General features: G+C 70.5%; 28 protein-coding genes. 15 read left to right on the top strand and 13 right to left on the bottom strand.

Annotated features, from left to right (window positions below):
- Window positions 1–22: 22 nt before the first annotated feature.
- Window positions 23–1,258: a hypothetical protein gene (locus ACZ6S4_RS44140; protein ID WP_465480620.1), complete on the top strand. Its 1,236-nt coding sequence runs from the start codon at window positions 23–25 to the stop codon at window positions 1,256–1,258.
- 51 nt (window positions 1,259–1,309) lie between these two features.
- On the opposite strand, the gene ACZ6S4_RS44145 is transcribed toward ACZ6S4_RS44140, so the two are convergent.
- From ACZ6S4_RS44145 to ACZ6S4_RS44160, 4 genes are all read right to left on the bottom strand, one after another.
- Complete coding sequence (locus ACZ6S4_RS44145) at window positions 1,310–2,191, bottom strand: helix-turn-helix transcriptional regulator (protein WP_465480621.1); 882 nt, start codon at window positions 2,189–2,191, stop codon at window positions 1,310–1,312.
- Window positions 2,188–2,700: an SRPBCC family protein gene (locus tag ACZ6S4_RS44150; protein ID WP_465480622.1), complete on the bottom strand. Its 513-nt coding sequence runs from the start codon at window positions 2,698–2,700 to the stop codon at window positions 2,188–2,190. Before ACZ6S4_RS44150 ends, ACZ6S4_RS44145 begins: the two co-directional genes overlap by 4 nt.
- A 122-nt stretch (window positions 2,701–2,822) precedes the next feature.
- Entirely contained in the window at window positions 2,823–4,193 is a 1,371-nt protein-coding gene (locus ACZ6S4_RS44155; protein ID WP_465480623.1) for an aldehyde dehydrogenase family protein, read from the bottom strand.
- The gene (locus ACZ6S4_RS44160; protein ID WP_465480624.1) at window positions 4,190–5,059 is read right to left on the bottom strand and encodes a fumarylacetoacetate hydrolase family protein; all 870 of its coding nucleotides are present in this window, start codon (window positions 5,057–5,059) and stop codon (window positions 4,190–4,192) included. The genes ACZ6S4_RS44155 and ACZ6S4_RS44160 overlap by 4 nt, the downstream gene beginning before the upstream one ends.
- An 87-nt stretch (window positions 5,060–5,146) precedes the next feature.
- Between ACZ6S4_RS44160 and ACZ6S4_RS44165 the strand changes: the two genes are divergently transcribed.
- The 4 genes from ACZ6S4_RS44165 to ACZ6S4_RS44180 all read left to right on the top strand — a co-directional run bounded on the left by ACZ6S4_RS44165 (window position 5,147) and on the right by ACZ6S4_RS44180 (window position 11,593).
- Complete coding sequence (locus tag ACZ6S4_RS44165; protein WP_465480625.1) at window positions 5,147–5,917, top strand: IclR family transcriptional regulator; 771 nt, start codon at window positions 5,147–5,149, stop codon at window positions 5,915–5,917.
- A gap of 269 nt (window positions 5,918–6,186) precedes the next feature.
- Window positions 6,187–7,620, top strand: coding sequence for an extracellular solute-binding protein (locus ACZ6S4_RS44170; protein ID WP_465480626.1), 1,434 nt, complete (start codon window positions 6,187–6,189; stop codon window positions 7,618–7,620).
- Window positions 7,621–7,646: 26 nt separating this feature from the next.
- Window positions 7,647–9,635: an ABC transporter permease gene (locus ACZ6S4_RS44175; RefSeq protein ID WP_465480627.1), complete on the top strand. Its 1,989-nt coding sequence runs from the start codon at window positions 7,647–7,649 to the stop codon at window positions 9,633–9,635.
- A gap of 161 nt (window positions 9,636–9,796) precedes the next feature.
- Complete coding sequence (locus tag ACZ6S4_RS44180) at window positions 9,797–11,593, top strand: 5'-methylthioadenosine/S-adenosylhomocysteine nucleosidase family protein (RefSeq protein WP_465480628.1); 1,797 nt, start codon at window positions 9,797–9,799, stop codon at window positions 11,591–11,593.
- 83 nt (window positions 11,594–11,676) lie between these two features.
- Here the strand turns inward: ACZ6S4_RS44180 and ACZ6S4_RS44185 are convergent, their stop codons facing one another.
- Complete coding sequence (locus ACZ6S4_RS44185) at window positions 11,677–11,919, bottom strand: hypothetical protein (protein WP_465480629.1); 243 nt, start codon at window positions 11,917–11,919, stop codon at window positions 11,677–11,679.
- Between the two features lie 122 nt (window positions 11,920–12,041).
- On the opposite strand from ACZ6S4_RS44185, the gene ACZ6S4_RS44190 reads away from it, so the two are divergent.
- Window positions 12,042–12,239 carry a hypothetical protein gene (locus ACZ6S4_RS44190; protein ID WP_465480630.1) on the top strand — a complete coding sequence of 66 codons (198 nt, stop codon included), beginning with the start codon at window positions 12,042–12,044 and terminating at the stop codon, window positions 12,237–12,239.
- A gap of 38 nt (window positions 12,240–12,277) precedes the next feature.
- Complete coding sequence (locus ACZ6S4_RS44195; RefSeq protein ID WP_465480631.1) at window positions 12,278–12,862, top strand: hypothetical protein; 585 nt, start codon at window positions 12,278–12,280, stop codon at window positions 12,860–12,862.
- Between the two features lie 20 nt (window positions 12,863–12,882).
- Here the strand turns inward: ACZ6S4_RS44195 and ACZ6S4_RS44200 are convergent, their stop codons facing one another.
- Window positions 12,883–14,181: a hypothetical protein gene (locus ACZ6S4_RS44200; RefSeq protein WP_465480632.1), complete on the bottom strand. Its 1,299-nt coding sequence runs from the start codon at window positions 14,179–14,181 to the stop codon at window positions 12,883–12,885.
- 108 nt (window positions 14,182–14,289) lie between these two features.
- Between ACZ6S4_RS44200 and ACZ6S4_RS44205 the strand changes: the two genes are divergently transcribed.
- On the top strand, window positions 14,290–14,505 hold the full coding sequence (locus ACZ6S4_RS44205) for a hypothetical protein (protein WP_465480633.1): 216 nt from the start codon (window positions 14,290–14,292) through the stop codon (window positions 14,503–14,505).
- A 6-nt stretch (window positions 14,506–14,511) separates the two neighbouring features.
- On the opposite strand, the gene ACZ6S4_RS44210 is transcribed toward ACZ6S4_RS44205, so the two are convergent.
- From ACZ6S4_RS44210 to ACZ6S4_RS44225, 4 genes are read right to left on the bottom strand one after another with little or no spacing between them, the layout of a single operon-like run.
- A complete protein-coding gene (locus ACZ6S4_RS44210) occupies window positions 14,512–15,306 on the bottom strand; it encodes a hypothetical protein (RefSeq protein WP_433726120.1) in 795 nt (264 codons plus the stop codon).
- A gap of 16 nt (window positions 15,307–15,322) precedes the next feature.
- A complete protein-coding gene (locus ACZ6S4_RS44215; RefSeq protein WP_465480634.1) occupies window positions 15,323–15,640 on the bottom strand; it encodes a hypothetical protein in 318 nt (105 codons plus the stop codon).
- Window positions 15,637–16,359: a hypothetical protein gene (locus tag ACZ6S4_RS44220; RefSeq protein WP_465480635.1), complete on the bottom strand. Its 723-nt coding sequence runs from the start codon at window positions 16,357–16,359 to the stop codon at window positions 15,637–15,639. Before ACZ6S4_RS44220 ends, ACZ6S4_RS44215 begins: the two co-directional genes overlap by 4 nt.
- 5 nt (window positions 16,360–16,364) lie before the next feature.
- Entirely contained in the window at window positions 16,365–16,772 is a 408-nt protein-coding gene (locus tag ACZ6S4_RS44225) for a hypothetical protein (protein ID WP_465480636.1), read from the bottom strand.
- 129 nt (window positions 16,773–16,901) lie between these two features.
- Between ACZ6S4_RS44225 and ACZ6S4_RS44230 the strand changes: the two genes are divergently transcribed.
- Genes ACZ6S4_RS44230 through ACZ6S4_RS44240 form a run of 3 tightly spaced genes read left to right on the top strand, consistent with a single transcriptional unit; the run spans window position 16,902 to window position 18,699 of the window.
- The gene (locus ACZ6S4_RS44230) at window positions 16,902–17,564 is read left to right on the top strand and encodes an arsenate reductase/protein-tyrosine-phosphatase family protein (RefSeq protein ID WP_465480637.1); all 663 of its coding nucleotides are present in this window, start codon (window positions 16,902–16,904) and stop codon (window positions 17,562–17,564) included.
- A complete protein-coding gene (locus ACZ6S4_RS44235; protein WP_465480638.1) occupies window positions 17,561–18,298 on the top strand; it encodes an aquaporin in 738 nt (245 codons plus the stop codon). Before ACZ6S4_RS44230 ends, ACZ6S4_RS44235 begins: the two co-directional genes overlap by 4 nt.
- Window positions 18,295–18,699 carry an arsenate reductase ArsC gene (locus ACZ6S4_RS44240; RefSeq protein ID WP_465480639.1) on the top strand — a complete coding sequence of 135 codons (405 nt, stop codon included), beginning with the start codon at window positions 18,295–18,297 and terminating at the stop codon, window positions 18,697–18,699. The genes ACZ6S4_RS44235 and ACZ6S4_RS44240 overlap by 4 nt, the downstream gene beginning before the upstream one ends.
- Before the next feature lie 190 nt (window positions 18,700–18,889).
- On the opposite strand, the gene ACZ6S4_RS44245 is transcribed toward ACZ6S4_RS44240, so the two are convergent.
- A complete protein-coding gene (locus ACZ6S4_RS44245; protein WP_465480640.1) occupies window positions 18,890–19,558 on the bottom strand; it encodes a TetR/AcrR family transcriptional regulator in 669 nt (222 codons plus the stop codon).
- A 50-nt stretch (window positions 19,559–19,608) separates the two neighbouring features.
- Here ACZ6S4_RS44245 and ACZ6S4_RS44250 point away from each other — a divergent pair, with 50 nt between their 5' ends.
- Window positions 19,609–20,268 carry a DUF4386 domain-containing protein gene (locus tag ACZ6S4_RS44250; protein ID WP_465480641.1) on the top strand — a complete coding sequence of 220 codons (660 nt, stop codon included), beginning with the start codon at window positions 19,609–19,611 and terminating at the stop codon, window positions 20,266–20,268.
- On the opposite strand, the gene ACZ6S4_RS44255 is transcribed toward ACZ6S4_RS44250, so the two are convergent.
- Both ACZ6S4_RS44255 and ACZ6S4_RS44260 read right to left on the bottom strand, forming a co-directional pair.
- Window positions 20,214–21,617 carry an NAD(P)/FAD-dependent oxidoreductase gene (locus tag ACZ6S4_RS44255; protein ID WP_465480642.1) on the bottom strand — a complete coding sequence of 468 codons (1,404 nt, stop codon included), beginning with the start codon at window positions 21,615–21,617 and terminating at the stop codon, window positions 20,214–20,216. The genes ACZ6S4_RS44250 and ACZ6S4_RS44255 overlap by 55 nt on opposite strands.
- Window positions 21,618–21,824: 207 nt before the next feature.
- Window positions 21,825–22,166, bottom strand: coding sequence for a hypothetical protein (locus tag ACZ6S4_RS44260; protein ID WP_465480643.1), 342 nt, complete (start codon window positions 22,164–22,166; stop codon window positions 21,825–21,827).
- A 133-nt stretch (window positions 22,167–22,299) separates the two neighbouring features.
- Between ACZ6S4_RS44260 and ACZ6S4_RS44265 the strand changes: the two genes are divergently transcribed.
- From ACZ6S4_RS44265 to ACZ6S4_RS44275, 3 genes are all read left to right on the top strand, one after another.
- Entirely contained in the window at window positions 22,300–22,704 is a 405-nt protein-coding gene (locus ACZ6S4_RS44265; protein WP_465480644.1) for a helix-turn-helix domain-containing protein, read from the top strand.
- A gap of 59 nt (window positions 22,705–22,763) precedes the next feature.
- A complete protein-coding gene (locus ACZ6S4_RS44270; RefSeq protein ID WP_465480645.1) occupies window positions 22,764–23,309 on the top strand; it encodes a hypothetical protein in 546 nt (181 codons plus the stop codon).
- 159 nt (window positions 23,310–23,468) lie between these two features.
- Window positions 23,469–23,879: an HPF/RaiA family ribosome-associated protein gene (locus tag ACZ6S4_RS44275; RefSeq protein WP_465480646.1), complete on the top strand. Its 411-nt coding sequence runs from the start codon at window positions 23,469–23,471 to the stop codon at window positions 23,877–23,879.
- The last annotated feature ends 98 nt before the right edge of the window (window positions 23,880–23,977 follow it).

A 23,977-nucleotide genomic window follows, 5' to 3' on the forward strand; every position in this document is an offset into this window, starting at 1 on the left:
CCGACAAGTAGAAGGGACTCCCGTGAGAGTCGCTGTCCTCACCACGGTCGCCATGGCCGTGACCGCGGCCGTCGCCGCCCCGGCCCACGCCACCACGACCGCCGACCGGCCGCCGCAGTTCAGCGTCGGGCCCTCCCTGTACGCGTACACCGACAGCGCCACGCCTGACGAGGCGACCTACTACCCGGACGACAGTCAAGCGCCGGTCGGTACCTGGACCGACGAGGACGGCGGCACCCACGTCAGCCGGGTCTACGCGACCTTCGACGTGGGCGGGGTGAACCTGGCGCGTCTCCAGAGCGCCACCCTCGAGCTGCCCGAGCAGTACGGCGACTGCGCCGGTGTGCGTGACCTCGTCGTGCGGCAGACCGAGGCCTTCGAGGTCGTCACGTGGAACGCCCCGCCCGCCACCAAGGGTGCGGCCGTCCCGGTCACACCAACCGACTGCGGGTCCCGTCCCACCGCGGACGTCACCGCCATGGTCAGCCGGACGCTCGCCAAGGGCAGCACCACGCTCTGGGTGCAGATCCGGGTGCCGCAGGGCCACGAGGCCGATCCGGCATACCGGCGGACGCTGAACTTCAGCGACGTCCGGCTGCAGGCGACGTTCACCAACCAGGCGCCGCTGAAGCCGGCCAAGCTGTTCCAGTACAACGACTACACGCCCTGTGCCGCTGATTTCGCAGAGAACGGGGACTTCTCGGTCTTCGCGAGCATGGTGGACCGGGATCGCGATCCGTACGACACGTTGACGCCCGAGTTCGAGTTCTGGCCGGTCGCGGACCCGGCGGCGGTGGTCCCGATGAGCACCGGCATCCAGTACGGCGGCAGCGGTACGTTCGGCGTCGGTGATGTGCCGGGCCGGACGCTCGCCGAGGGGACGTACGGGTGGCACGCCCGGGTCTTCGACGGTCAGGCGTACTCACCGTGGAGTGCTGGCTGCACGTTCACGATCGACCACACAGCGCCGGGCGTGCCGAGCGTCGCCTCCCCCGACTACGCCGAGAACACCGGTGAGCCGGTCGTCCGCGGCCCCGCCGGCACGTTCCTGTTGACGGCGAACGGATCCGCCGACGTCGTCCGGTTCGGCTACGGACGCGACGGTATCTTCGAGGGCAGCGTCACCGCCGACCAGCCCGGTGGAGCCGCGATCCTGACCTGGAGGCCGCAGCCCGGCCGTCATACGTTGACCGTCTGGAGTTTCGACGCTGCGGGCAATAGTTCGGCGCCCCGGAGCTACGTCATCAACGCCACCTGACGCTGAGCGCTTCGGCCGCCTCCCGCCGGCCCACCGCGCGCAGGTCGCCCGTCACCGGGCGTCCCCGCCGGTGGACCGGTCGTCGGGCGCGGTGGCGAACGCGGCAGCGTTGCGCAACAGGTTGAGCTTCGCGTCGTTCTCGCTGCCGGCCGCTGTCGTGTAGGTGACGATGCGCAGGTCGGCACCCGGGACGGTGAGGACGTCGCAATCGACCGTGATGTCGCCGACGGTCGGGTGCGTGATGGTCTTCTCGTCGCTGGCCAGCGTGGCCGTTGCCACCGTTCGCCAGAGCCGGTCGAACGACGGGGACGTCCGGCGCAGCGCGGAGATCAGCGCGGCGAGCCTCCCGTCGCGGGGATATCGGGCAGCGCCGTCGCGGAGATCCGCGACGAGCGCCGCCTCGAACGCGTCCCACCCGCCCGAGGAACGCATCGGCCGCAGGTAGGCGTGTCCCTCGCCGGTGCCGAACAGCATGCGCGCGAGGTTGCGTTCCCGTTCCGGCACCGTGCAGGGGTCGCCGTGCAGCATGGTCCACATGTCGTTCCACCAGAGCAGGGTCCAGTCGGCGGCGAACACCCCGATCGGGACGTCGCCGAGCCGCGCGCAGAGCCGCTGGATGCCGGGCGGCACGTGGTCGTCGACGACGCTGTCCTGCGGCGGCAACAGTCCGGCCGCCCGGTACAGCTGGTCCCGCTCGCCGCGGGTCAGCTGCAGGGCGCGGGTGATCGCGGCGACGACCTGTGCCGACGGGTTCGTGGCGCGGCCCTGTTCGAGGCGAAGCACGTACTCGACCGAGAGGCCGGCGAGCTGGGCCAGCTCCTCCCGGCGCAAGCCCCGGGCGCGGCGCCTGGGGGACCGGGGCAGTCCGGCGTCGGCCGGGTCCAGCCGGTCCCGCCACCCGCGCAGCAGGACACCGAAGCTCACCACATTCACCCCTCCATGATCGCCGATTCTTCGACCACGGCGGCCATCCGGTCCAGCGCCCGTTGCATGTACCGGCTCCACAGCGGCGTGAACGGGCCCGCGATGATCCATCGGCGCCCGCGTAGCGGCTTGAACTCGTACGTCCACCGGATGATCGTGCCCGTGCCGTCCGGCAGGAACGAGAACTCGCCGCGCACACCGGCCGCCAACCGGGCCAGGACGTTGGTGAATGCGGTCAGCTCGTAGGCGAACCCGTGACCGTCGACGTACTCGGTGAGCGTCTCGCGGACCCGGGAACCGTCGGTGAAGACCGGATTGCGGGACACTCCCGACCGGTCCCACGCGGCGGTCTGGCCCTCTACGCGCGCCACCCCGGGCAGCGGGCCGAAGGGGCGGAAGACCCGGGACAGATCGATCGGCGCCACGATCCGGAACGTTGTTGCCGGGCTCGTGGTGGTGCGCGCGAAGACGGTGATCGGGACGGTGCGGTCGGTTCTGGCGATCAATGCTGTGGTCATGTGATCAAGGATCGGCCGGTGATGGTGCGGCGGGCAGACACCCGTCCGTCCGTGGTACCGGCAGTACCCAGCCTGGAACTCGGCCACGCGCCCTCGGGCGCATGGTCGCCAAACTCTGACTGCTACGGCGTGAGCGTGACCGTGACGGTTCGTGTGTAGAAGTCGCGGGCCGCTGTCCCCTGCTCGCGCGGCCCGTAGCTCGACTCCTTCTCCCCGCCGAACGGCGCGTGAAAATCCACGCCCGTAGTCGGCGCGTTGACCTTCACCATTCCCACATCCAGCCGGTCCGTCAGCGTCAGCGCCGCCCCCAGATTCTGCGTGTACACAGCCGCCACCAGCCCATGCCGTACGTTGTTGGCCGTCCGTGCCGCGGCCTCCGCTGACTCCGCCGGCAGCACCACGCACACCGGCCCGAAGTACTCCTCGGTCAGCAGGTCGTCGCCGGCCGGCACATCCGCCAGCACCGTCGGCGCCTGGAACCAGCCGTCGCCCGAAGGCTGCCGGGCGCCCGTCAGCACCTTGGCACCCCCGGCACCAGCGCGCTGCACCGCCGTCCGGATCGCTTCGCGGGGACGGGATTCGATCAGCGGGCCCACCACCGTCGCAGGGTCTGCCGGGTCGCCCACGGGCAGCGCCTCGACCGCCGCGGCCAGTCGCTCGGCGAACGGGGCCGGATCGCCGACCACGATCACCCGGCTGGTCGCGGTGCATTTCTGTCCGGCGTACGCCATCGCCGCCGCGGCGATCGCGGCCGCGGCCGCGGCCTGATCGGCATCCGGCAGCACGATGGCGGCGTTCTGCCCGCCCATCTCGCACTGCACCGGGATGCCGCGGGTGGCCGCCCGCCGGGCGACCGCCTGCCCGGCGGCGACCGACCCCGTGAACGAGACGGCGTCGGCCGTGTCGACGATCGCCTCGCCCGTGCCGCCGAGGCCGGTCAGGACCGTCAGTACGCCGTTCGGAAGCGTCCCGGCGAACAGTTCGGCCAGGCGCAGCGCCACCGCGGAGGACTGCGGGGCGGGCTTGAGGAGCACCACGTTGCCGAAGGCCAGGGCCGGTGCGGCCTTCCAGAGGGGGATCGCCACCGGGAAGTTCCACGGGGTGATCAGGCCGACGACGCCGTGTGGGCGGCGGCGGGTGTGCAGCAGGGACACGCCGTCGGCCGGGGGATACACCTCGCCCTCGGGGTGCAGGGCCTGCTGGGCGAAGTAACGCAGGATCGCCACGCCGCGGCCGATCTCGGCGCCCGCCTCACCGCGGGGCTTGCCGACCTCGCGGACCACCAGGTCGGTCAGTTCGGCGGTCGCGGCCAGAACCGCCTCGGCGCAGGCGTGCAGAGCGGCTGCCCGGGCGTGCGCCGGCTGGCGGGCCCAACCGGTAGCCGCGTCCCGGGCTACGCCGGCTGCTGCCGCCACCTTGTCCGGCGCTGTGTCGGGTACGCGCACAACAACGTCCGACGGCGCTTGCGGGGAGAGGCTCTCGATCGTGGTCATGCTTGTCCCTTCCCGTTGGTGGCCCCGCCGACCGCGACGACGGAGTTGGTCAGTGTCCCGAGTTCCGCCGACGTTATCTGGATCGTGTCTCCGGGGTGCGTGGTGAAGTCGGCGTCCGGCACCACCCCGGTGCCGGTCAGCAGCACCACACCCGCCGGGAAGCTCAGCGCCCGGAACAGCCAGCCGGCCAGGTCCGTGAAGCCGCGGGCCATCTCCGCCGTCGACGTCGTACCGGTGTAGGCCTCCCGGCCGTCACGCAGCACCCGCAGCCCGATCTGGAACGGACCCGGGCCGACCGCCCAGCTCGGGATGATCGCCGGGCCCACCGCGCAGCAGCGGTCGTAGATCTTTGCCTGCGGCAGGTAGAGCGGGTTCTCGCCCTCGATCGACCGGCTGCTCATGTCGTTGCCCAGGGTGTAGCCGAACACCTCGCCCGCCGCATTGAGGACCAGGCCGACCTCGGCTTCGGGGACGTCCCAGCCGGAGTCGGCGCGGATCCCGACGGCGTCGCCGTCGCCGACGACCCGCCACGGGCTGGACTTCAGGAAGAGCTCGGGGCGGTCGCTGTCGTAGACCTGGTCGTAGAGGGAGCCATGCCCGGACTCCTCCTTACGGCCGTCGCGGCTGCGCAGGTACGTGACCCCGGCCGCCCACACCTCCTGCTCGTCGACGGGAGGCAGCACCTGCTGCCCGGGCATGTCGCCGCGGGCGTCGCCGGCGGCGGCCTCGACCACGGCGCGGGCCTGGTCGAGCGGTACGGCGAGCAGGCCGGCGAGCGTACCGTCGAGCTCGCCCCACCCGCCGTCCTGGCACACCGCCCAGCGCGAGGTGTCGCCGTCGCGCAGGTGGTGAATGGAGATCGGCATTGGCTATCCTCAGTGTGTAGTAATGCGGGAAAAATGTGCGGTTACCCTCTGCAGGTGCCGGTCCGGCATTTCGAAGGGACTATCGACATGCCCCGTGTGGTACCGGCGGTCATCCGCGCTCTCGACATCCTCGAACTCTTCCTGGACCGCCCCCAGCTGTCGGCGCGCGAGGTGATGGAGCGGCTCGACCTGCCCCGCACCACCGTTCACGAGCTGCTCGTCACGCTCGAGGCCCGCTCGTACCTGATCTCCGTACCCGGGCAGCCGGTCCAGTACCGGCTCGGCATGCCCCTGTTCCAGCTCGGCGCGGCGTTCGCCGGCCGGCTCGACCTGGTCCGTGAGGCGCAGAGCGTCGCCCGGGACGTGGGTGCCGCCTGCAACGAGGCCGTCCACGTGGCCGTGCTCGACGGCCCCGACGTCATCTACCTGGTCAAGGTCGACAGCACGCACCCCGTCCGGATGGTCTCCGCGGTCGGGCGGCGGTTGCCGGCCCACTGCACGGCGGTCGGCAAGATCCTGCTCGCGGACCTCGATCAGGCCGCCCTGGACGCCGTGCTGACCAAGGGCACCCTGTCCGGCATGACGCCGGACAGCATCACCGACCCGGACCGGCTGCGGGCCCATCTCGAACGCGTACGGGCCGAGGGCATCGGGGTCGACATCGGCGAGTCCGACAGTGCCATGCGCTGCGTCGGCGCGGCGATCCGCGACCATTCCGGCGCCGTCATCGCCGGGATGAGCATCTCCGCACCGATCATCCGCTGGACCCCGCAGGCGCAGGTGGAGTGGACCGAGCTGGTGCGCGAGGGCGCTTCCACGCTGTCCGCCAGGATGGGATACCGGGCCCGCTCGCACTGACCGGCCCACTTTCACTGACCGGCTTGCCCGTTCCGGTCGGAAATCGCATCGAAACATTGACACCTCTCGCGGTGGTCCTCTAGCGTCGCGTCCACTCGACACGATATCTCGAACGTAGTTCGAAATCTCGAACAAACCGGTTGTCGCTCGCACCACGCGCGACGCGTTACCCGCCCGCGGTGCACCTGAGGTCCTTCGGCCACCGGCATCAAGACGCAGCTAGAGCCACGCCCTTCGGCGGCGGCGGTGCGAGGAGACGGAGGAGGCGAATGTCCATGGACAAACCGGCCTGGTCCCGGCGCGGCTTTCTGGGGATGGGGGTGGGGGTGCTCGGCGCGGCCGGTCTGGCGGCGTGCGGGGACACCTCCGATACACCCGCCAAGGCGCAGGCGGAAGTTCCGAAGGAGCTCATCGACGCCGCGGCGTCGATGAAGGGTTCCTCGATGGGGGTGCTGTCGCAGAAGCTGTACTCGACCAAGGCCAACGAGGCTCTCGACAGCTCGATCGAGAAGTTCGCGAGCGTCACCGGGACCAAGATCGAGAACAGCCTGGTCCAGGCCGACGCCGGTGACGTGGTAGCCAAGATCCACGCTGAGGTCGAGGGCGGCGTGGCGCGTGACCTGGCGTTCATGACCGACTCGCGGTTCATCGCGCAGTTCCATGGGCTGGGCGACCTGGAGGACGTGACGGACGTCGTCACGGCGCTGACGGCCAAGTACGGCGAGCCCTGCGCCGAGGCCAAGAACTTCTGCGTCTTCGACGGCAAGTGGTTCGCGATCCCGTACCACTTCATCGGGATCGGGTCCTTCTTGCGCAAGGACTGGATGCAGGAGAAGGGCATCGCGACCAAGGACGTCTACACCTGGGAGGAACTGCGGGACCTGTGCCTGTCGATCTCCGATCCGGCCAAGCGCCGGTTCGGCTGGGGCATGAGCGTGAACCGCTCCGGTGACGGCAACGGCATGATCGAGGCACTGATCAACTCGTACGGCGGAGCGATCGCCACCAACGACGGCCGGAAGGTCACGTTCGACTCGCCCGAGACCGTGCAGGCGGTGACCTTCCTGGGCGACATCTACACCAATCCCAGGTACAAGCCGATGCTGCCGCCCGGCGTCGCCAGCTGGACCGACACCAGTAACAACGAGAACTGGCTGGCCGGGATCCTCGGCTACACCCGCAACAGCTTCAGCGTCTACGCGGACTCCAAGACCAAGAAGAACCCGGTGTACGCCAACACCCACGTCTTCTCCGACTGCATCGGACCGGCGACCGACAAGTCCCTGCTGCTCGGCCAGTCCCAGGGTTTTGTCGTCTTCAAGGGGGCCAAGAACCCGGCCCTCGCCAGGCTCCTGGCCCAGTACCTGGTCACGGCGCCGGCACTGGTCGGAGTGGCGCAGGAAGCACCCGGTCTGGCCATGCCCGCCTGGGAGAAGGTCTGGGATGCCGACCCGTTCTTCACCGGCGGCGACCCGGCGTTCTCCATGTTGCGCACCATGTCCCAGCAGCCGCTGCCGCTGTCCACCAAGAACGGACTGAAGTTCCCGCAGAAGGCCAGCGCCGGCCAGCAGGCCGTCGTCGCCGCCTACGTCCTGACCGACATGATGCAGCAGGTCGTGCAGGGAACGGCGCCCGCACAGGCCGTGAAGGCCGCCCACGCGAAGATGGTGCAGATCTTTGCCCAGCAAGGGCTGCCGCAGTGACGGCAGTCCGCTCAGCACCGGCGCCGGTGACGGGGACCTCCCCGTCGCCGGGGCCCGGCTCCCTCACGACGACCCAGCGGCGGCTGGGCCGGGACTGGCGGCTGGCGGCATTGTTCCTGACGCCGACGGCCGTGCTGGTCAGCGCGCTCGTGCTGGTGCCGATCGTCCAGTCGGCCGTCACCAGCACCACGGAACGGCACGGCCAGGAAAGCGTCTTCGTCGGCCTGGGCAACTACCTCTCCCTCGCCGGCGACGACCAGTTCCGTACGGGCGTGGTGAACTCGTTCGTCTTCACCGCGTACGCGGAGATCTTCAAGGTTGTGCTCGGCCTGGCCGCAGCCCTGCTGCTGCACCGTCAGCGCCGTGGGCGGGCAGTGCTGACCGGGCTTCTCCTGGTGCCGTGGGTGGTGCCGACGGTGGTGACGGCGTTCAGCTGGCGCGCGCTGCTCGACCCGATCTTCGGCAGCGTCAACACCGTGCTCACCGCGTCCGGCATCGGGCCGCTGCTGGCCGATGTGCATCTGATCGACAGCTGGCCCGCGGGCTGGCTGTCCGACACGTCGCTGGCCATGCCGTCGGTGATCCTGGTCAACGTGTGGAAGGGCGTGCCGTTCTTCGCCGTCTGTTTTCTCGCGGGGCTCAAGGCCATCCCGGCCGACCTGTACGAGGCGGCGGCCATCGACGGCGCCTCGCCGTGGCGCAGATTCGTCCACGTGACGCTGCCCGGACTGCGTCACGTCATCACCGTGACGGTGACCCTGTCGTCGATCTGGACGTTCAACAACTTCGACCTCATCTGGTTGCTGACCCAGGGCGGCCCGGGTGACGTGACCGCGCCGTACGTGCTGGTCGCGTACTCGAAGGCGATCCTGCAGCTGCAGTACGGCGCCGGGGCGGCGGTCACGCTGGTCATGCTGCCGGTCATCGGCGCGCTGGTGTTCGTCCTGGTCCGGTTGCTGCGCCAGGACGCCGGCACCAGGCCGCCCCGGCGGATCCGGATGCCCGAGTGGGCCGGGACGGCGCGGACGGCCCTGCCGTGGCTCGTCACCGCCGCCTTCACCGGTCTGCTGGCCTGGGCGTCGCCCCAGATCTTCTGGAAGGCCGCGGTTGTCCTCGCGGTGATGCTGCTGATCGCGGTGGCGGTCGGCAAGGCGGTCTCGTTCCTGAACTCCCGGGGCGGCCGCCGCGCGTCGTCCCTGGTGGCGAGCCTGGGGTCCGGGGTCGCGCTGGCCGGGTTGCTGGCCTTCGTGCTGAGCCCGCTGTACTGGATCGCCGTCACGGCTTTCAAGTCCGAAGGTCAGGTCGTCATGCGCGACAACGACCTGTGGCCGACGCCGTGGACCCTGGAACAGTTCAGCGCGCTGTTCACCAACCAGCCGTTCGGCCGCTGGTACCTCAACACCGTGCTGGTGTCCGCGGCATCTACCGCGGTGGCCCTGATCTGCGCCGCCCTGGCGGGCTACGCCCTGGCCCGGCTGCGGTTCCGCGGGGCGCAGGGCTTCACCGTCACGGTGCTGCTGACGTACGTGATGCCGGGGGCCCTGCTGTTCATCCCGCTGTACCAGCTCCTCATCGGGGCGCGGCTCACCGACTCGTTGTGGTCGCTGGTGCTGACGTACCCGACGTTCACGATCCCGTTCGCCACCTGGCTGCTGACGGGATACTTCGCGTCGATCCCGATCGAGCTGGAGGAGGCTGCGCTGGTCGACGGCTCCACCCGCGTCCAGGCGTTCCGCCGGGTGGTGCTGCCGCTGGCCAAGCCGGGACTGCTGGCGGTCGCGCTGTTCACCCTGACCAACGCCTGGAACGAGTTCCTGTTCGCCTTCGTGTTCATCACCAAGGACGAGTACAAGACCCTCCCGGTGGGGATGCAGTCGATGATCGCCGGGGACGTCGTACCGCAGGGACAGCTCGCCGCGGCGTCGCTGCTGGTCAGCATCCCCGTGGTGATCATGTACGCGTTCGGGCAGCGCTTCCTGACCGAGGGCCTCACCGCGGGGGCGGTGAAGGGCTGACCCAGGTCTGGATCCTCTACTCTTTGGCTGTGCAGGAGGGACCGCCTCCCGGAGCGGTGTCGGGTCTGACCTACCAGGAATGCCGTTCCTGGGTAGCGCACCTTCCGGGAACTCGCGAGGCGAGGCAGGCACAGGCAATCATCCGACCCCGCGGTCCGGGCATGTACCGCGCCCGGCCGCCGCTCCCTGTGCTCCTGTATCTGGCAGACCGGGAAGGGCGGCTGATCGGTCGGTCGGGGGACGCGTTCGCCGTCATCGAGCCGCCGATCGCCCGGAACGCCGAATGGAACAGGGCGATGCGGAATCAACCCCCACGGGTACGAGCGCTCGGCCGCCTTGTTCGAGCCTGGCAGTACATCCTGCCGTACACCCCGGTGGTGGCCGCGATGCTCGTGGCGGTCCCGCTGGCTCTTGTCTCCAGGGAAGGCGCCCTGCTGGCGCTCGTGCTTGTGCTGACCGGCGTGGCTCTGGCGGTCCTCGACATGATCGCCGCGATCGCCCGGCTCGCCTGGTCGCTTCTCCGATCAGGTGGCGAAGGTGCGTCCGACAGCGGGATCTTCAGCGGTGAACTGCGCGGCCACCACTGGACGATTCCCCTCTGCCATGCCCGTGATCCCGCCGATGCCGACCGGCTCTGCACGGACGCGTTCCGGCGCGCTTCCGTACTGACGGACGCCTGCCTGTCCGAAGATCCGGCATTCGGCTCGGGGTATGTCGGTGTTCAGGTCCGGAGCTTCACCGATCCCGGTGTCCGTGACGAACTCGGATCCCTGCCGTCCCTCGAGCGCGTACCGCGAACGGACTGGTTCGTCATCGGTGCGAAAAGGCGCTTCGAGAAACCCGATCATGATGCTGTCCGTCCCCTGAGCGGTATCCGGCTCATGCTCGCCGCCACACTCCTGTGTGTGGCCGTGTCGGCGCAGGTAGTGGCCTCGTTCGAACGTCAGGCTTGTCCGGCCGATGACTGCGGTTCCCGCCCGGTCAGCTATCCGCAGGCACTGGCCTGGGTCGCCAAGCATCTGCTCTTGCAGTTTCCGGGACCGGCGACCGGGCCGTCACAGGTGCTCGGAGCCCTCGTCATGATCCTCGTACCGGTGATGGCGGCGTGCATCGTCCTGATCCTCGGCCGGCGTATCCGATATCAGCGGGCCCGGAGGGATCTGATCTACCGGGCTATCGAGTCGATGGCGGCGCTACCGGTCGTGGCGATCGTCGTCGTCAGTGAGATCGAGGGCAAGGCCGTTGAGGACGCCTTCGTCAGGCGCTCACCCGGCCTGGTGCCTGAGCCGAGCAAGACCGGTCGAAAAGCCGTGACCCTGCTCGGGACACTGGGCGGAGCGAGAATCGTCCTCGCGCAGAGCGAGCAGGGAACGGTCGGAGCCGGCTCCATGCCCTGGACGGTGGACAACGTGATCGAGCATCTCAATCCCACTTTCCTGGTGCTCACCGGGATCTGTTACGGGCTGAACTCCGGTGAGATCGACGGTGGCGACCAGATGATCGGTGACGTCGTGGTCACCACCCAATTGCGCGCCGTGGACCATCGCAAGGTGACTACGCGAGCTGACGGTTCGCGGTATGAGGTCACCCGGGGCCCACGCCCGGAGACCGCCGCCGACCTGCTGAGTCATGCCCGCGTGCTGGGGAGAGGCCGGACCCCGAGGGTTCACTTCGGGCCCACAATCTCACTCAATACGCTGCTGAACAATGCGGAGGAGCGCGCACGGCTGCGCGCTCTTGACGAGGAAGCGATCGCGGGCGAGATGGAGGCGGCCGGGGTGTACGCCGCCGCCGAGCAGGCCAAGCGCGACTGGATTCTCATCAAGGGCATCTCCGACTGGGGCACCGAGAAGACCGACCAGCATCAGGCCTTGGCCGCTCGGCACGCCGCCGACTTCGTCGCCGACCTGATCGCCCAGATCGAGCCGGGTGCCGGCGCCGCCTCGCGCCCCGCATAGGAGTTCGCCGAGCTCGGTGCGCGCAAGCCGGAGCACCGGTTGCACGTGGCGGTGGCGCGGCGGGCGTCAACCCGTCATCGGCGTCACTCGCACTCCGGGTCGTCCGGCAGGTCGATCAGCGCGGCTTTGTCGTCGAGGAAGTCGCGGAAGCCGATCGGCCAGTGCACCGGCGCCGGGAACAGACCCGGCTGGGGTTCGACGGCCAGCGCCACCCGGACCAGGATGTCCGCGACCGCCGGTGGCACCGATCGGCTGTCGCGGGCGTCCAGCAGCAGGGACCGCTCGGTTTCGCCCAGGGAGTTCCAGGCGTCCTCGAACTGCTCCATGGCCCCACCGTAAGGCGGCGCCGCGGGGCGCAGAGCTGGTTCGCTCCGGAGCGGTGAATTACGCCGACGTAGTTTGTTTGAGCTGGTAGCGGCCTTGATCGACAGGACGTAGCGTCGATCAAGTGGAGCCCAAGGTCCAGTACGCGATGCAGACGGCGGACGGCGCGTGGCGCGTCGAGATCGTCAAGCGCGGGCGGACCCAGTGGTACCGGGTCGTGCATGAGGACAATGTTCTCGACTGGCTGAGCATCGCCGCGGTCCAGCGAATCCTCGGCGAGGCCGGCATCGACATGGCCGATCTGGGTGTGGCCGCCGCCTAGTGTCCGGCCCCGCCGCGGCGGTTAGGGTGAGCGCCGTGATGACCCGGCGCACCCGTCTCTCGGCGGGCTCACCACCGGGGTGCGGGATCGTCGTCTATCCCGTCGTGGTCTTCCTGATCCTGGTCGAAGCGCTCATCACCTTCTTCGCCGGCCGAGCGCTGCGGGACTTCTTCACGGGCGACGACTTCGACCTCGGCAGCTGGCTGGTTTTGGTCGTGTTCGTCGCCTTGATGGTCATCGTCCTGTACGCCGTGGGCGCCATGATCTTCGCGTATCTGCGGCTGGCCCGGCACCGGGTATGGCTCAAGGGCCCGTATCTCATCGAACGACACATCGTGCTGCGCCGGCGGATCGACCTGCGCGGTGCCAGGGTGGAGCTGATCCCGTGCACCGCTGAGGCCGAGCTGGTGATGACAGCCACCGACCCCCGCTCGGGCAAGAGCCTCCAGATCCCCCTCCGGGAGAACGGGAGGAACCTGCCGTCAGGCGAGCTCGCAGCGCTGGCCGAGGCCATCCTGGACGAGCCCGGTCTGATCCGCCGCGCCGTCGACGACCGGGAGGCGGCAATGACTGTGGCGAGCAGGCTGCGGGAGCTCGCGGCCGGCAGCGCGCGGACGCCCTGAGCCGGCTCGCCACCTCACTGTCATGGCGCGGGCGTCAGCTCCCACCCGGTGACGACCGGGTCCGACTCCGAGCCGTCCGCGGTCCGCGCGCGAGCCTGGACCTCCAGGTATTCGCCGACGAGGGTGTGCCGGAAGGTCGCGTTGCCGTTCTCGTCGGCGGCGACGACCTGCTCGGTCTCGCCGAAGTCGACGGAGTACACAAACTCGGCGACCGCCGGTGAATCGGTGCGCAGCACGATCGTGACCTGCTGTCCGGCCGTCGGCGGCGGAGTGCCGTCACCCGGGAAGTCGGGCGAGCTGATCGCGGGCCTCGGGACCAGCACACGGACGTACAGGTTGACCCTGACCTCGGGGGAGACGCCGCCGCCGGCCGTCCGGCTGGTGACGGTGAGGAAGTTGTCCCCGGGCCGGTCCGGCGTGACGGTGGCGGTGCCGTAGTCGTCGGCGTCCGCGTCGACGGTCGTGGCCGGGCCGTCGTTGAACCGGTAGGTGAACGATGCCGTGCCGGGCACAGCACTCCAGAAGCGGATCGTCCGCGGCTCACCGAGCCCGGCGTCCGGGTTCTGGTCGAGAACTTTGGGAGCGCGGTCGATGACGGTGAACGCGTACGTGGTCTCGGCCGAGCGGTTACCGGCGCGGTCGATCGCCTGGACGGTGACGACGCTCGTGCCGTACCGGTCGGGGGTGATCTCCACGGTGGCCCGGCCCCGGCGGCCCGCCGGCACCTCGAGCAGGCCCGTCGTCTCCGACGAGTAGCGGAACTTCACCACGTCGTCGTCTCCGGCCGCGGTGAAGGTGAACTTCCCGGTGACTCCGACGCCGCCGCCGGGCGTCCCCTCCGGATAGTCGTCGGAGGTCACTGTCGGCGGCTGCGGCCGGGTGGTGTCGACGGTGAAGGTGCAGGTGGGCGACCAGGCGGACACAGCGCCGGCGGCGTCGGTGGCGCGGGCCTTCAGGTGGTATCGGCCGCCGTTGACGAGCGTGGACGGGATTGTGGTGAAGACCGTGCCGGGGTGGGCCAGCTCAGGCGTCGTCCAATCGGCTCGCTGCGCCGGGGCACCGGCCGGCCAGACCACGAACTGCGGGGTCACCGCCTCGCCCTGGACCACGCCCAGATCCGGGTCGGCGAAGCCGGCGGTGACCTGGGGAGTCGTGGTGCCGATCCAGATGCCGCCGGGCTCGCAGGCGAGGCCCCCGACGGTCAGCGACGCCGGGACGGCCGGCGGGTGATCGGCTTCGGCGGCCCAGCCGGCGGAAGCGGGCAGGACGAGCAGGGCGACCGCCGTGACGACCACGGCAGCGCGGTGGGGAAGGGACACAGATCCTCCGGGACAAAGACATCCGCCGATCAGGCGTGCGGTGATCCTACGGAGGACGTACGACAGATCCGGTCAGCGGTAGTGGCAGGTGGCTCTTACGCTCAGGGCGTGGACCGACAGCGAGAGACCACCGACCCGGCTGCCCTGCTCGTGCTGGCCCGGGACCTCAGGACCGCCGCCGTCATCGCCGGTCGCGCCGATGTCGTCGCCAAGGTGGACGAGGTCATCCTCCTGATCGCGGGCGAGGACAAGCCGGCCGCCCCCGAACGGGACAGCGACAAGGCCAACACCGTCGTCCGCATCCTCGACGGGCTCGGCTTCTGATCGGGGTCAGTCCTGCTTCAGTGACCAGTCCGCGTCGTCGTCCTTGACCGTGCCGTCGCTGTACTGGGCCGAGTTGGACGTCGGCCACACCTTGTTCGGGAAGCTGGACGGGTCGACCGCGTCGCCGTGCAGCAATGCCAACGCCGTGACCTGTGCGCCCACGAAGGCGGTCACCGTCGCCAGGGCGGTGCCGATGATGGCCGTGTTGACGCCCGCTTCCTCCAGCATCAGGGCTGCGCCGGCCCAGGAGAACGCCGCTGAGGCGTACGCGGCGATGATGGTGATGGTCGCCGCGATCAGCTTGGCCAGCACGCCCGCCAGCGTCAGGTAGAAGGCTGCTCCGGCCAGCGCGCACGTCAGCAGGTTGGCCGAGGTGCTGGTCGCGATCGAGCCGATCCGGGAGGCCGCCGCGGCCTGCGCGCCGACCGCGGTGCCGTACGCCTCCCGCGCGTCACCGGACCACTCGGAGTTGTCGATGGCCAGGTTCTGGTCCGTCAGGTTCGCCGCGACGAGGTTGGCCTCACCGCGGATCTCCAGCCACTTGAAGCCGTCGATGGCCATGTAGATCGGCGCCACCGCGCCCTTGAGCAGGTCGATGAACCAGTTCAGGATGTCCTGGCCAATCTCCACCGTCTTGGTCGCCAGCCAGGTGATGCCCTCGGCCACGGCGTCGGTGATGTACCAGTGGTCGGTGGCCCGCTGCGCCGCCGGCGGGATCTTGCCGAGGTTGGCCGAGAAGGTCGCCATGCCGGACTCGATCTCGGCCAGCGTCGCCTCGAACTGAGCAGTGCTGAAAGTCATCGCAGGGTCCCCGTGGTCAGTAGATGTTGCGGATGCGGTGCTCGCTCGCCTTGTCCTCGGCGTCGTAGGTGTCGGCGACCGAGCGCAGGGTGCGCCCGATGTCCGTCATCGCGGTGGCGCCCTCGCGGGTCCGCGCCGCCACCGCGTCGATGATCTCGTTGTACGGGCCGACCATGATCTGGAACAGCCCCGCCTCCAACCGGCCGAACTCCCGGGCGGCGACGTCGGTGCTGATCTTGCTGAGCTTGGCGCTCTGGTCGTCCCAGATGCCCGCCTCCTGGCGCAGCACACCGGTAGCGACCGTCACCTCTTGCGGGGTGGGCAGATCACTCATGAGTTGTTCCCTCCAGCCGGGCGTCGGTCGGTGATCGCGCGCAGGGTCGCCAGCGCGTCGCCGAGCAGCCCGTCCAGGTCGGCACTCGGCGCGGTGGGAGCCGGGATCGCGTGTCGGGCGGCGCGCAGCGCCTGGGTGAGTGCGGCCGTGATGGCGTTGCTGTCGCGCCGGGCGGCCCAGTCGGGGTCGATGTCGCAACGGGCGAGGCCGCCGGGACCGAGCGCCACTGTCACGTACCGCTGCGGGTCCGAGCCCTCGACCGCGCCCGGCGCGGTCTCCGCCGGCTGCTGCACCGTGTGCAGGGCCTTCAGCACGTCCTCGGTCAGCTCGCCGGGATCGCGTTCCGTGCCGGCCGGCGGACGGGCGATCGGGCCGGCCGACAGATCCGGGCCGTCCTCCTCGGCGTGGGCGCGCTTGGTCCACCAGCGGTTGTCGTCGAGCTGGTCGGAGAAGGCCTTCATGCCCTGCCGGATCGCGTCGGCGTTGGCGTCCATGACGGCCGCGCCCAGCCCGATGGCCTCGATGCGCCGGTCCCAGCCGTCGCGCACGCTGATCGCCGTGGGCAGGCCGTCGCCGCCGAGCACGACCCGGACCCAGCCGGACGCGTCGCAGCCCTCGGCCTGCTTGGGGACGGCCTGGGCGAGCTGGGTCGCGAGCTCGCCGAACTGGGTCACCTTGGCCTGCAGCTGCTGGAGCCGGGCGAGCATGTCGCCGTCCATGGCCGTCACCGTCCGTTCCCGGCCGGGGAGCGCAGGGCGGCCCGTCCGATCAGTGCGATGAACAGGGCGGAGTGGGCCATCAGCAGGGTGAACAGCGCCAGGATGCCGGCGGTCGCGAAGCTGACGCCGAGGGCCACGGTCAGCGCCGCCGCGATGAACAGCGCGGTCGCGGTGATCCACCGTAGAGCGCCCGAAACCCCGCGCCACACCAGGATCGTGCCGACCACGGTCACCGCGAGCACGATCACCGTGAGGATCTCGGTGGCCGGGCTGCCGAACGCCGTGTCCTGCGCGAGGTCAGGCGCCGCCGCGCAGAACAGCAGCACCCCACCCAGCTCCACCAGCGGCGCGACGAACCACAGGAAGAGCAGAAAACCACGACTGCTTCTGGTACGAGCCGACGACGCGGCCACCGCAACACCCCCGAATATGACAGAACCGTCAGCCTGCCCGACCCGGCCGCAGCTCAGCAACCCCGCTCCGGCGGCCGCTCGGATCCGCGGCTCTTGCGGTGGCAGACAAACTCAGTGAAGATTGAGTCAATGGACACTGAGCGGAATTCCCTGAGGGAGCGGGCACGGATCCATGCCGCGCTCGGTGACCCGGCCCGGCTGGCCATCGTCGACGCGCTGAGCCTCGGTGACGCCTCGCCCGGCGAGATCGCCCAGGACCTGGGGATGCCCAGCAACCTCGTCGCCCACCACGTCAAGGTGCTGGCCGAGGCCGGGCTGCTGGAGCGCACCCGGTCCGAGGCTGATCGGCGGCGCACGTACCTGCGCCTGCGACCCGGCACTCTCGCCCGGCTGACGCCGCCCCGCCTGCCGGACACCGCCCGCGTCGTGTTCGTGTGCACCCACAACTCGGCGCGTTCGCAGCTGGCCGCCGCCCTGTGGGCGGACCGCACCCATCGGCCGGCCGCGTCGGCCGGCACCCATCCGGCCGAGCGGGTGCATCCCCGCGCGGTGCGGGTCGCCCGCCGGCACGGGCTGCGGCTCGATCCGGCCGCTACCGCGCACGTCAGCGACGTCGTGACCGACGACGATCTGATCATCGCGGTCTGCGACCGCGCCCATGAGGACCTGACCGCGACGGTACGGCCCCAGCTGCACTGGTCCGTCCCCGATCCGGTACGCGTCGACACCGACGCGGCCTTCGAGGACGCCTACACCGACCTGGCCGGCCGCATCGAACGGCTGGCGGCATGACCGGCACCGCGACCTGGCGACGGCTGGTGGCCGAGTTCGTCGGCACCGCGCTGCTCGTGACGGCCGTCGTCGGCTCGGGCGTCATGGCGACCACGCTGTCGCCGGACGACGTCGGCCTGCAACTGCTGGAGAACTCGATCGCCACCGCGTTCGCGCTCGGCGCGCTGATCCTGACGTTCGGGCCGGTCTCGGGCGCGCACTTCAACCCGGTCGTCTCGGCCGCGGACTGGTTCCTCGGCCGCCGTACCGGAACCGGCCTGACCGCCGCCCAGCTGGGCGGATATGCCTTGGTCCAGACCGCGGGAGCGATCGCCGGTTCCGTGCTGGCCAACCTGATGTTCGACCTGGCGGCGGTCGACCTGTCCAGCAAGGAGCGTGCCGCTGGGCACCTGTGGCTGGGGGAGGTCGTGGCCACGGCCGGGCTGATCCTGCTGATCTTCGCCCTGGCGCGGTCCGGCCGTGCGGCGGTGGCTCCGGCGGCGGTCGGCGCGTACATCGGCGCCGCGTACTGGTTCACCAGCAGCACCAGCTTCGCCAACCCGGCCGTGACGATCGGCCGGGCCTTCACCGACACCTTCGCCGGGATCGCCCCTGCATCGGTGCCGGGTTTCGTCGTCGCCCAGCTCATCGGTGCCGTGGTCGGGGCCGGTCTGCTGCTCGCCCTGTATCCCGGCGTCGGCGCGGCCGCCGGCGACGTGGTCGTCTCCGACACCTCCGAGGAGTCCGTCCGATGAGTAAGCCCAGCGTCCTGTTCGTCTGCGTGCACAACGCCGGTCGTTCCCAGATGGCCGCCGGCTGGCTGCGCCACCTGGCCGGCGACAAGGTCGAGGTCCGCTCGGCCGGCTCCGAGCCCGGCAAGACGATCAACCCGGCCGCCGTCGAGGCGATGGCCGAGGTCGGCATCGACATCACCGACCAGAAGCCGAAGAAGCTCGAACGGGAGACCGCCGAAAGCTCTGACGTGATCATCACCATGGGCTGCGGCGACGCCTGCCCGATCTTCCCGGGTAAGCGCTACGAGGACTGGAAGCTCGAGGACCCGGCCGGCAAGGGCGTCGAGTCGGTGCGCCCGATCCGCGACGAGATCAGGACGAGGATCGAGAAGCTGCTCACCGAGCTGGTCCCGGCGGCCTGACCGGCCCGCCCAGCTCGGTGCAGTGCAGGATCGCCGGTCACCCGCACGATGGCCTCGGCGAGATCCGGCCCCGGGAATCCCGGCGCCGTCGACCACCACCGCCGCCATCGGTACGGCACCGGCGAAATCCTCGTTCACCCGGCCGGCCCGAGCCACGGCACTGACCATCGCCACCCGCACGCCGCAGCCCCTAACCGCCGGTGCGCTCGATGCCGTCGAGCAGCAGGTCGATCGTGAACTCGAATTCCACCTGGCTGTCGCACCAGCCCAGCGTCGGGTCGGCGACGTCATGCGCCTCGGCCGCCATCATCGCCGACAGGTGGGGGAGGGCCTCGGCCATCGCGGGCAGGTCCGCCTCGGTCGCTTCGACGTCCATGGTGCCGCCGGCCGTGGCCGGGCTGAAGACCTCTTGGGCGAAGCCGAGTGCCAGGCTGCCGAACGCGTGCAGCGCCCGATGGGCCACCCGGTGCGAGAATCCACCGGCGATCAGGGTGCCCACGATCGCGTCGTAGTACGCGTACACGCCGAAAGGGATGGTCCGGCGGGAGCTGAGCAGGCCGGGCGCCCACGGGTGGCGGAGCATGACCTCGCGGGCGGACAGGAACCGCTGTCTCAGACTCGTACGCCAGTCGCCCGTCTCCGCCGAGTGCGCCACCGCCGCCTCGATCTCGCCGACGACGGTCTCGACGAGGCCGTCGAGCAGGCCTTCCTTGCCGGGCAGGTGGTAGTAGAGCGACATGGCCTCCACGCCCAGGTCCGCTGCGAGGCGGCGCATCGTCAGGGCTTTGAGGCCCTCGGCGTCGGCCAGTGTCACCGCCGCCGCCAGCGCTCGTTCGCGGCTCAACGGCTTCCTTGACATGGGTCCGTACCTTACATCGTATGGTTACCTTACAGCGTAAGAATCGCAGCGTGGCCCGGACGACCGGGCTGTTCTATCTCGGTCTCGCCGTGGCCGGCGGGCTCGGTTTCCTGCTCATCCGCCCACGGCTCTTCGCCGCCGACGACGCCGCCGCCACGCTGGCCCACCTGATCGAGCACGACGGGCTCGTGCGCGCCGGGATCGCCCTGGAACTGCTGGTCGTGCTCACCCAGGCGCTCACCGCCGTCTGGTTCTACCGGCTCTTCCGCAAGGTCGCCGCGGTCGCGGCCGGCAGCATCGCCGCCTTCGGCCTGGTCAACGCGGTCGCGATCCTGACCAGCGCGGCTCTGCTCGCGACCGCGGCCGACGTCGCCCGGGACCCTACCGGCGACGCCGCGGCGGGTGTGCAGCTCATGTATCTCGCCAGTGGTCACCTGTGGACCGTGGGCGGGTTGTTCTTCGGGCTGTGGCTCATCCCGATGGGCTGGTGCGTGCTGCGTTCCGGGTCGATGCCGCGGGCGCTGGGCTGGATCCTCATCGCCGGCGGCCTCGGTTACGTGCTCAGCCCGTTCGTCGCCTACCTCGTCCCGGCGGCGGGCGGCGTCGCTGACGTGCTCGCGCTGCCCGCCTCCGTCGGCGAGTTCTGGATGATCGGCTACCTGCTCGTCCGCGGCGCGCCCGCGGTGACCGGGGTGCCGGAGTCGGCGTAGTCGTCCGGGGCCGGTGCGAAGGGGTCGCCGTACCGGCGCATCGCGCTGCGGGCGTGGACCTGTTGCAGCGTGGTCACCCGTTCCGAGCGGCCGCGGCCCAGGAAGCTGACCGCCCAGTGCAGCACCGCGGACACCCGGTTCTTGAACCCGACCAGGTAGAACAGGTGCACCACCAGCCAGATCAGCCAGGCCGGGAAGCCCGACAGGCGCAGGCCGCCGATGCTCGCCACCGCCGAGAAGCGGGAGATCACCGCGAGGCTGCCCTTGTCGAAATAGTGGAACGGCTGCCCGCTCGGCCGGCCCGCGAGGCGGCGCTTGATCTGCCCGGCCGCGTGCCGTCCGCTCTGGATCGCCACCTGGGCCACCCCGGGCAGCTGCTTCCCGTCGTCACCCGGCAGCGCCATCAGGTCGCCCACGACGAAGATCTCGGGGTGACCCGGCACGGTGCCGTCCGGCTCCACGCGGATGCGTCCGGCGCGGTCGGTCTCGGCGCCGGTGACCTCGGCCAGCCGGCGGGCCAGCGGCGGGGCGGACACCCCGGCGGCCCAGACCTTGGTCATCGCGGGGATGCGCTCGTGGCCGCGTACGGTCTCGACCTCGATGCCCGTCGGGTCGACGCCGACGACCTTGGTGTTCAGCTCCACCTCGACGCCGAGCTGGTGCAGCTCGCGCAGCGCGCGGGTGGACAGCCGGTCGCCGAAGGTGCTGAGCACCGCGCCGACCGCGTCGACCAGCACGACGCGGGCCCGGTGCGGGTCGATGTGCTTGTACTGACCCGGCAGGGTGCGGTGGGCCAGCTCGGCGATCTGACCGGCCATCTCGGTGCCGGTCGGCCCGGCGCCCACGATGACGAAGGTCATCCAGCGCTCGATGTCGGCCGGATCGGTCTGCAGGTCGGCGATCTCGAACGCGTGGAAGATCCGGGCCCGCAGTTCCAGGGCGTCGTCCACACTCTTCATGCCGGGCGCGTCCTCGGCGAAACCGTCGTTGCCGAAGTACGACTGGGAGGAGCCGGCCGCGAAGATCAGCGTGTCGTAGCCGACGGTGTAGGAGACACCCGGGCCGGCCACGTCAACGGTCTTCGCCTCGACGTCCACGTCCCGGACCCAGCCGAGCCGGACGTCGACGTTGTTCTGCTTGCGCAGGATCTCGCGGATCGGCGGCGCCACCTCACCCTCGGAGAGGATCCCGGTGGCGACCTGGTAGAGCAGCGGTTGGAACAAGTGGTACGTGGTGCCGTTGATCAGAGTCACGTCCACATCGGCGCGCCGCAGCGCCTTGGCGGCGAAAAGCCCGCCGAACCCCGCTCCGACGATGACGACCCGGTGCCTCTGCGCAGTTCCTGACATCTTCAATTCCACCCTTTCGTCCAGTAGAACGCCGTGGACCGGCGGCTACTGCCCGAAAGGGGTCCCGCTGCGGTGTGATCTGCCGAACCCCGCGGGCGTCGCAACCGGTCTCGTCATCAGGACGAGCCGGCCTGAGGGGGCGTGACACTTCCAGCGGGCAGCGAGGTGTGATGCGTGCCTCCGTGCGGGCGGAGGAGGCGCCGCAGGTCAGGCGCGGCCGGCGCGGGTGCGGGCGGCCGGGGCCGGTGCGAAGCGGGCGAATCCATTGTTGCGGGTGCGCCGGACCGGGGACGGCGTGCTCGCCGACGGAGTAGCCGGGGCGGAGAGCACCGGCTGGGAGGGCTTGCCCGGCGCGACGGCCGGGGCCGGAACCGGGAGTGGTGCCGGTGCCGCCGCGGTCGGTGGCAGGGCCGGGGCCGGCGGTGGCGGCGCGGTGTAGCTGCCGGTGGGCTCGTCCGGCCCGCGGGTCCAGCCCGGCCGGTAGGTCAGCAGGACACCCGAGACGGCGCAGATCGCCAGCACGCCCATCAGGATCATTGTTTGTGTCATCCCGCCACGACCTTCCGCTCCACGCCCGAGCCGTTGGTTATCTAACCAATGACGGTAGCAGTGCATGTGTCTTCAACCAATTGCCCGAGCCGATGCGGGCCGGATCCGATCGGACTGGGCCTATCCTTGGCCGGTGACGCCTTCCACGCCGGAAGCCGGCTTCGGTGGCTACCTCAAGGAAGCGATCCAGGCTGCGCGGTTCCCGACGCCGACGCACTTCGCCCGGGCGGCCGGCACTGATCCGTCCGTGGTGCTGCGCTGGCTCAGCGGTGAGCAGCGGCCCACCATCAGGTCCATCGAGCGGATCGCGCCCGTGCTGGGCCGCAGCATCAACGAGATCGTGGTGGCCGCCTATCCCGACCGGGTCGGCGGGCCGCAGCCGGCGCCGCCGGTCACCCATCCGATCGTGCACGAGCTGGGCCGGATCCTGGCTCCGGACTCACCCATCCCGGAGGCCGACCGCAAGGCGCTGGAGGCGGTGCTCGACCGGATGCTCGACCCGTACCGCAAGGTCCTGCGCCGGCGCCGGTCGGCGTGACCGTCACGATCAGCTTGCCGGGTGTCGCGCCCGGGCACGGATGTCCGTAATCTCGGACCATGACTGAGCGGGCCCGCGCCGATCATGGGTCCACCGTGGGCGGACTGCATCTCCAGCTGAGCAAACTGCTGCTCGGCTCCCTGACCGCCGCGGTGGCCGCCACCGGCGCGCTCATCATCACCGTGATCGTCGGGATGCCGCCCGGGCATCCGCCGCCGCCCCCGCCCGGCGGCATGCCCCCGCCGCCCCCGCTGACGTCGCTCGCGGTCTTCCCGGTGATCACCGGGTTGTTCGTGCTGGCCTGGCTCGCGGTCGTGGTGGCGTTCTCCCGCGACCAGATCCTGCGCCGGCTCGAGCAGCTGCGCGACGGCCCGGTGACCGACGGGCGGCAGTTCGACGAGATCCTCGCCGAGCTGCGGGCGCAGCTCGCCGCCGACCGCGAGCGGGAGCTGCACGTGCTCGAGGAGCGCATCGCGGAGCTGACCGAGGAGTACGGCGAGCAGCGCGAGACCGACGGCTACCTCAACGGCATGCGCGTGGCGACGGGGGAGGAACCCGTCCCGGCCAAGGTGCACTCGATCCGCCGCACGCCGCCGCAGCGCTGACGCGCCCAGGTGATTCGAGCGCCTCGTCCGTTTCCGCTGCCCTTCCGGCGGGGTACAGGGAGATCAGGAACATCCCCGAGCCGAAGGGTCAGCGAAGATGGTGACCGTACGACTGTGCACCACTTGGTCCGTGTCCGCCCGGCGGCAGGAGGTGCGGCGATGAGCGCTGTCGCGAATCCTGCCACCGTCGAGGAGTGCCTGCGCGTGGGGGCCGGCTTCTCGCAGGGTGACCGGAACTGGATCGCCGAGCAGTTCGGCACGCTCGACGCCCGGCTCGCCGGATTCCACGCCGACACCACCGAGCTGGAGGTGTCGGTCAAGGACCGCGAGGCCCCGGGGCAGAAGGTGACCCTGGAGTGCTGGATCGCGGGCCGGCAGAAGGTCGTCACCACCTCCTCGGAGGAGGACCTGCACGCCGCGCTCAACGACGTGCGCGACGACCTGCGCCGCAAGCTCAACGACGCGAAGACCAAGCAGGAGCCGCGGCACAACCGCCACCTGCGGGAGAACGCGCTGCCCGACCCGGCGTCGATCGACGAGGGCGACCTGCTCAAGAACGACCAGATCTGAGCGTCGGGGGGGGGGGGGGGGGGGGGGGGGGGGGGGGGGGGGGGGGGGGGGAAAGGGGAGAGGGGGGGGGGGGGGGAGGGGGGGGGGGGGGGGGGGGC

The organism is Actinoplanes sp. NPDC051405 (assembly GCF_055586185.1).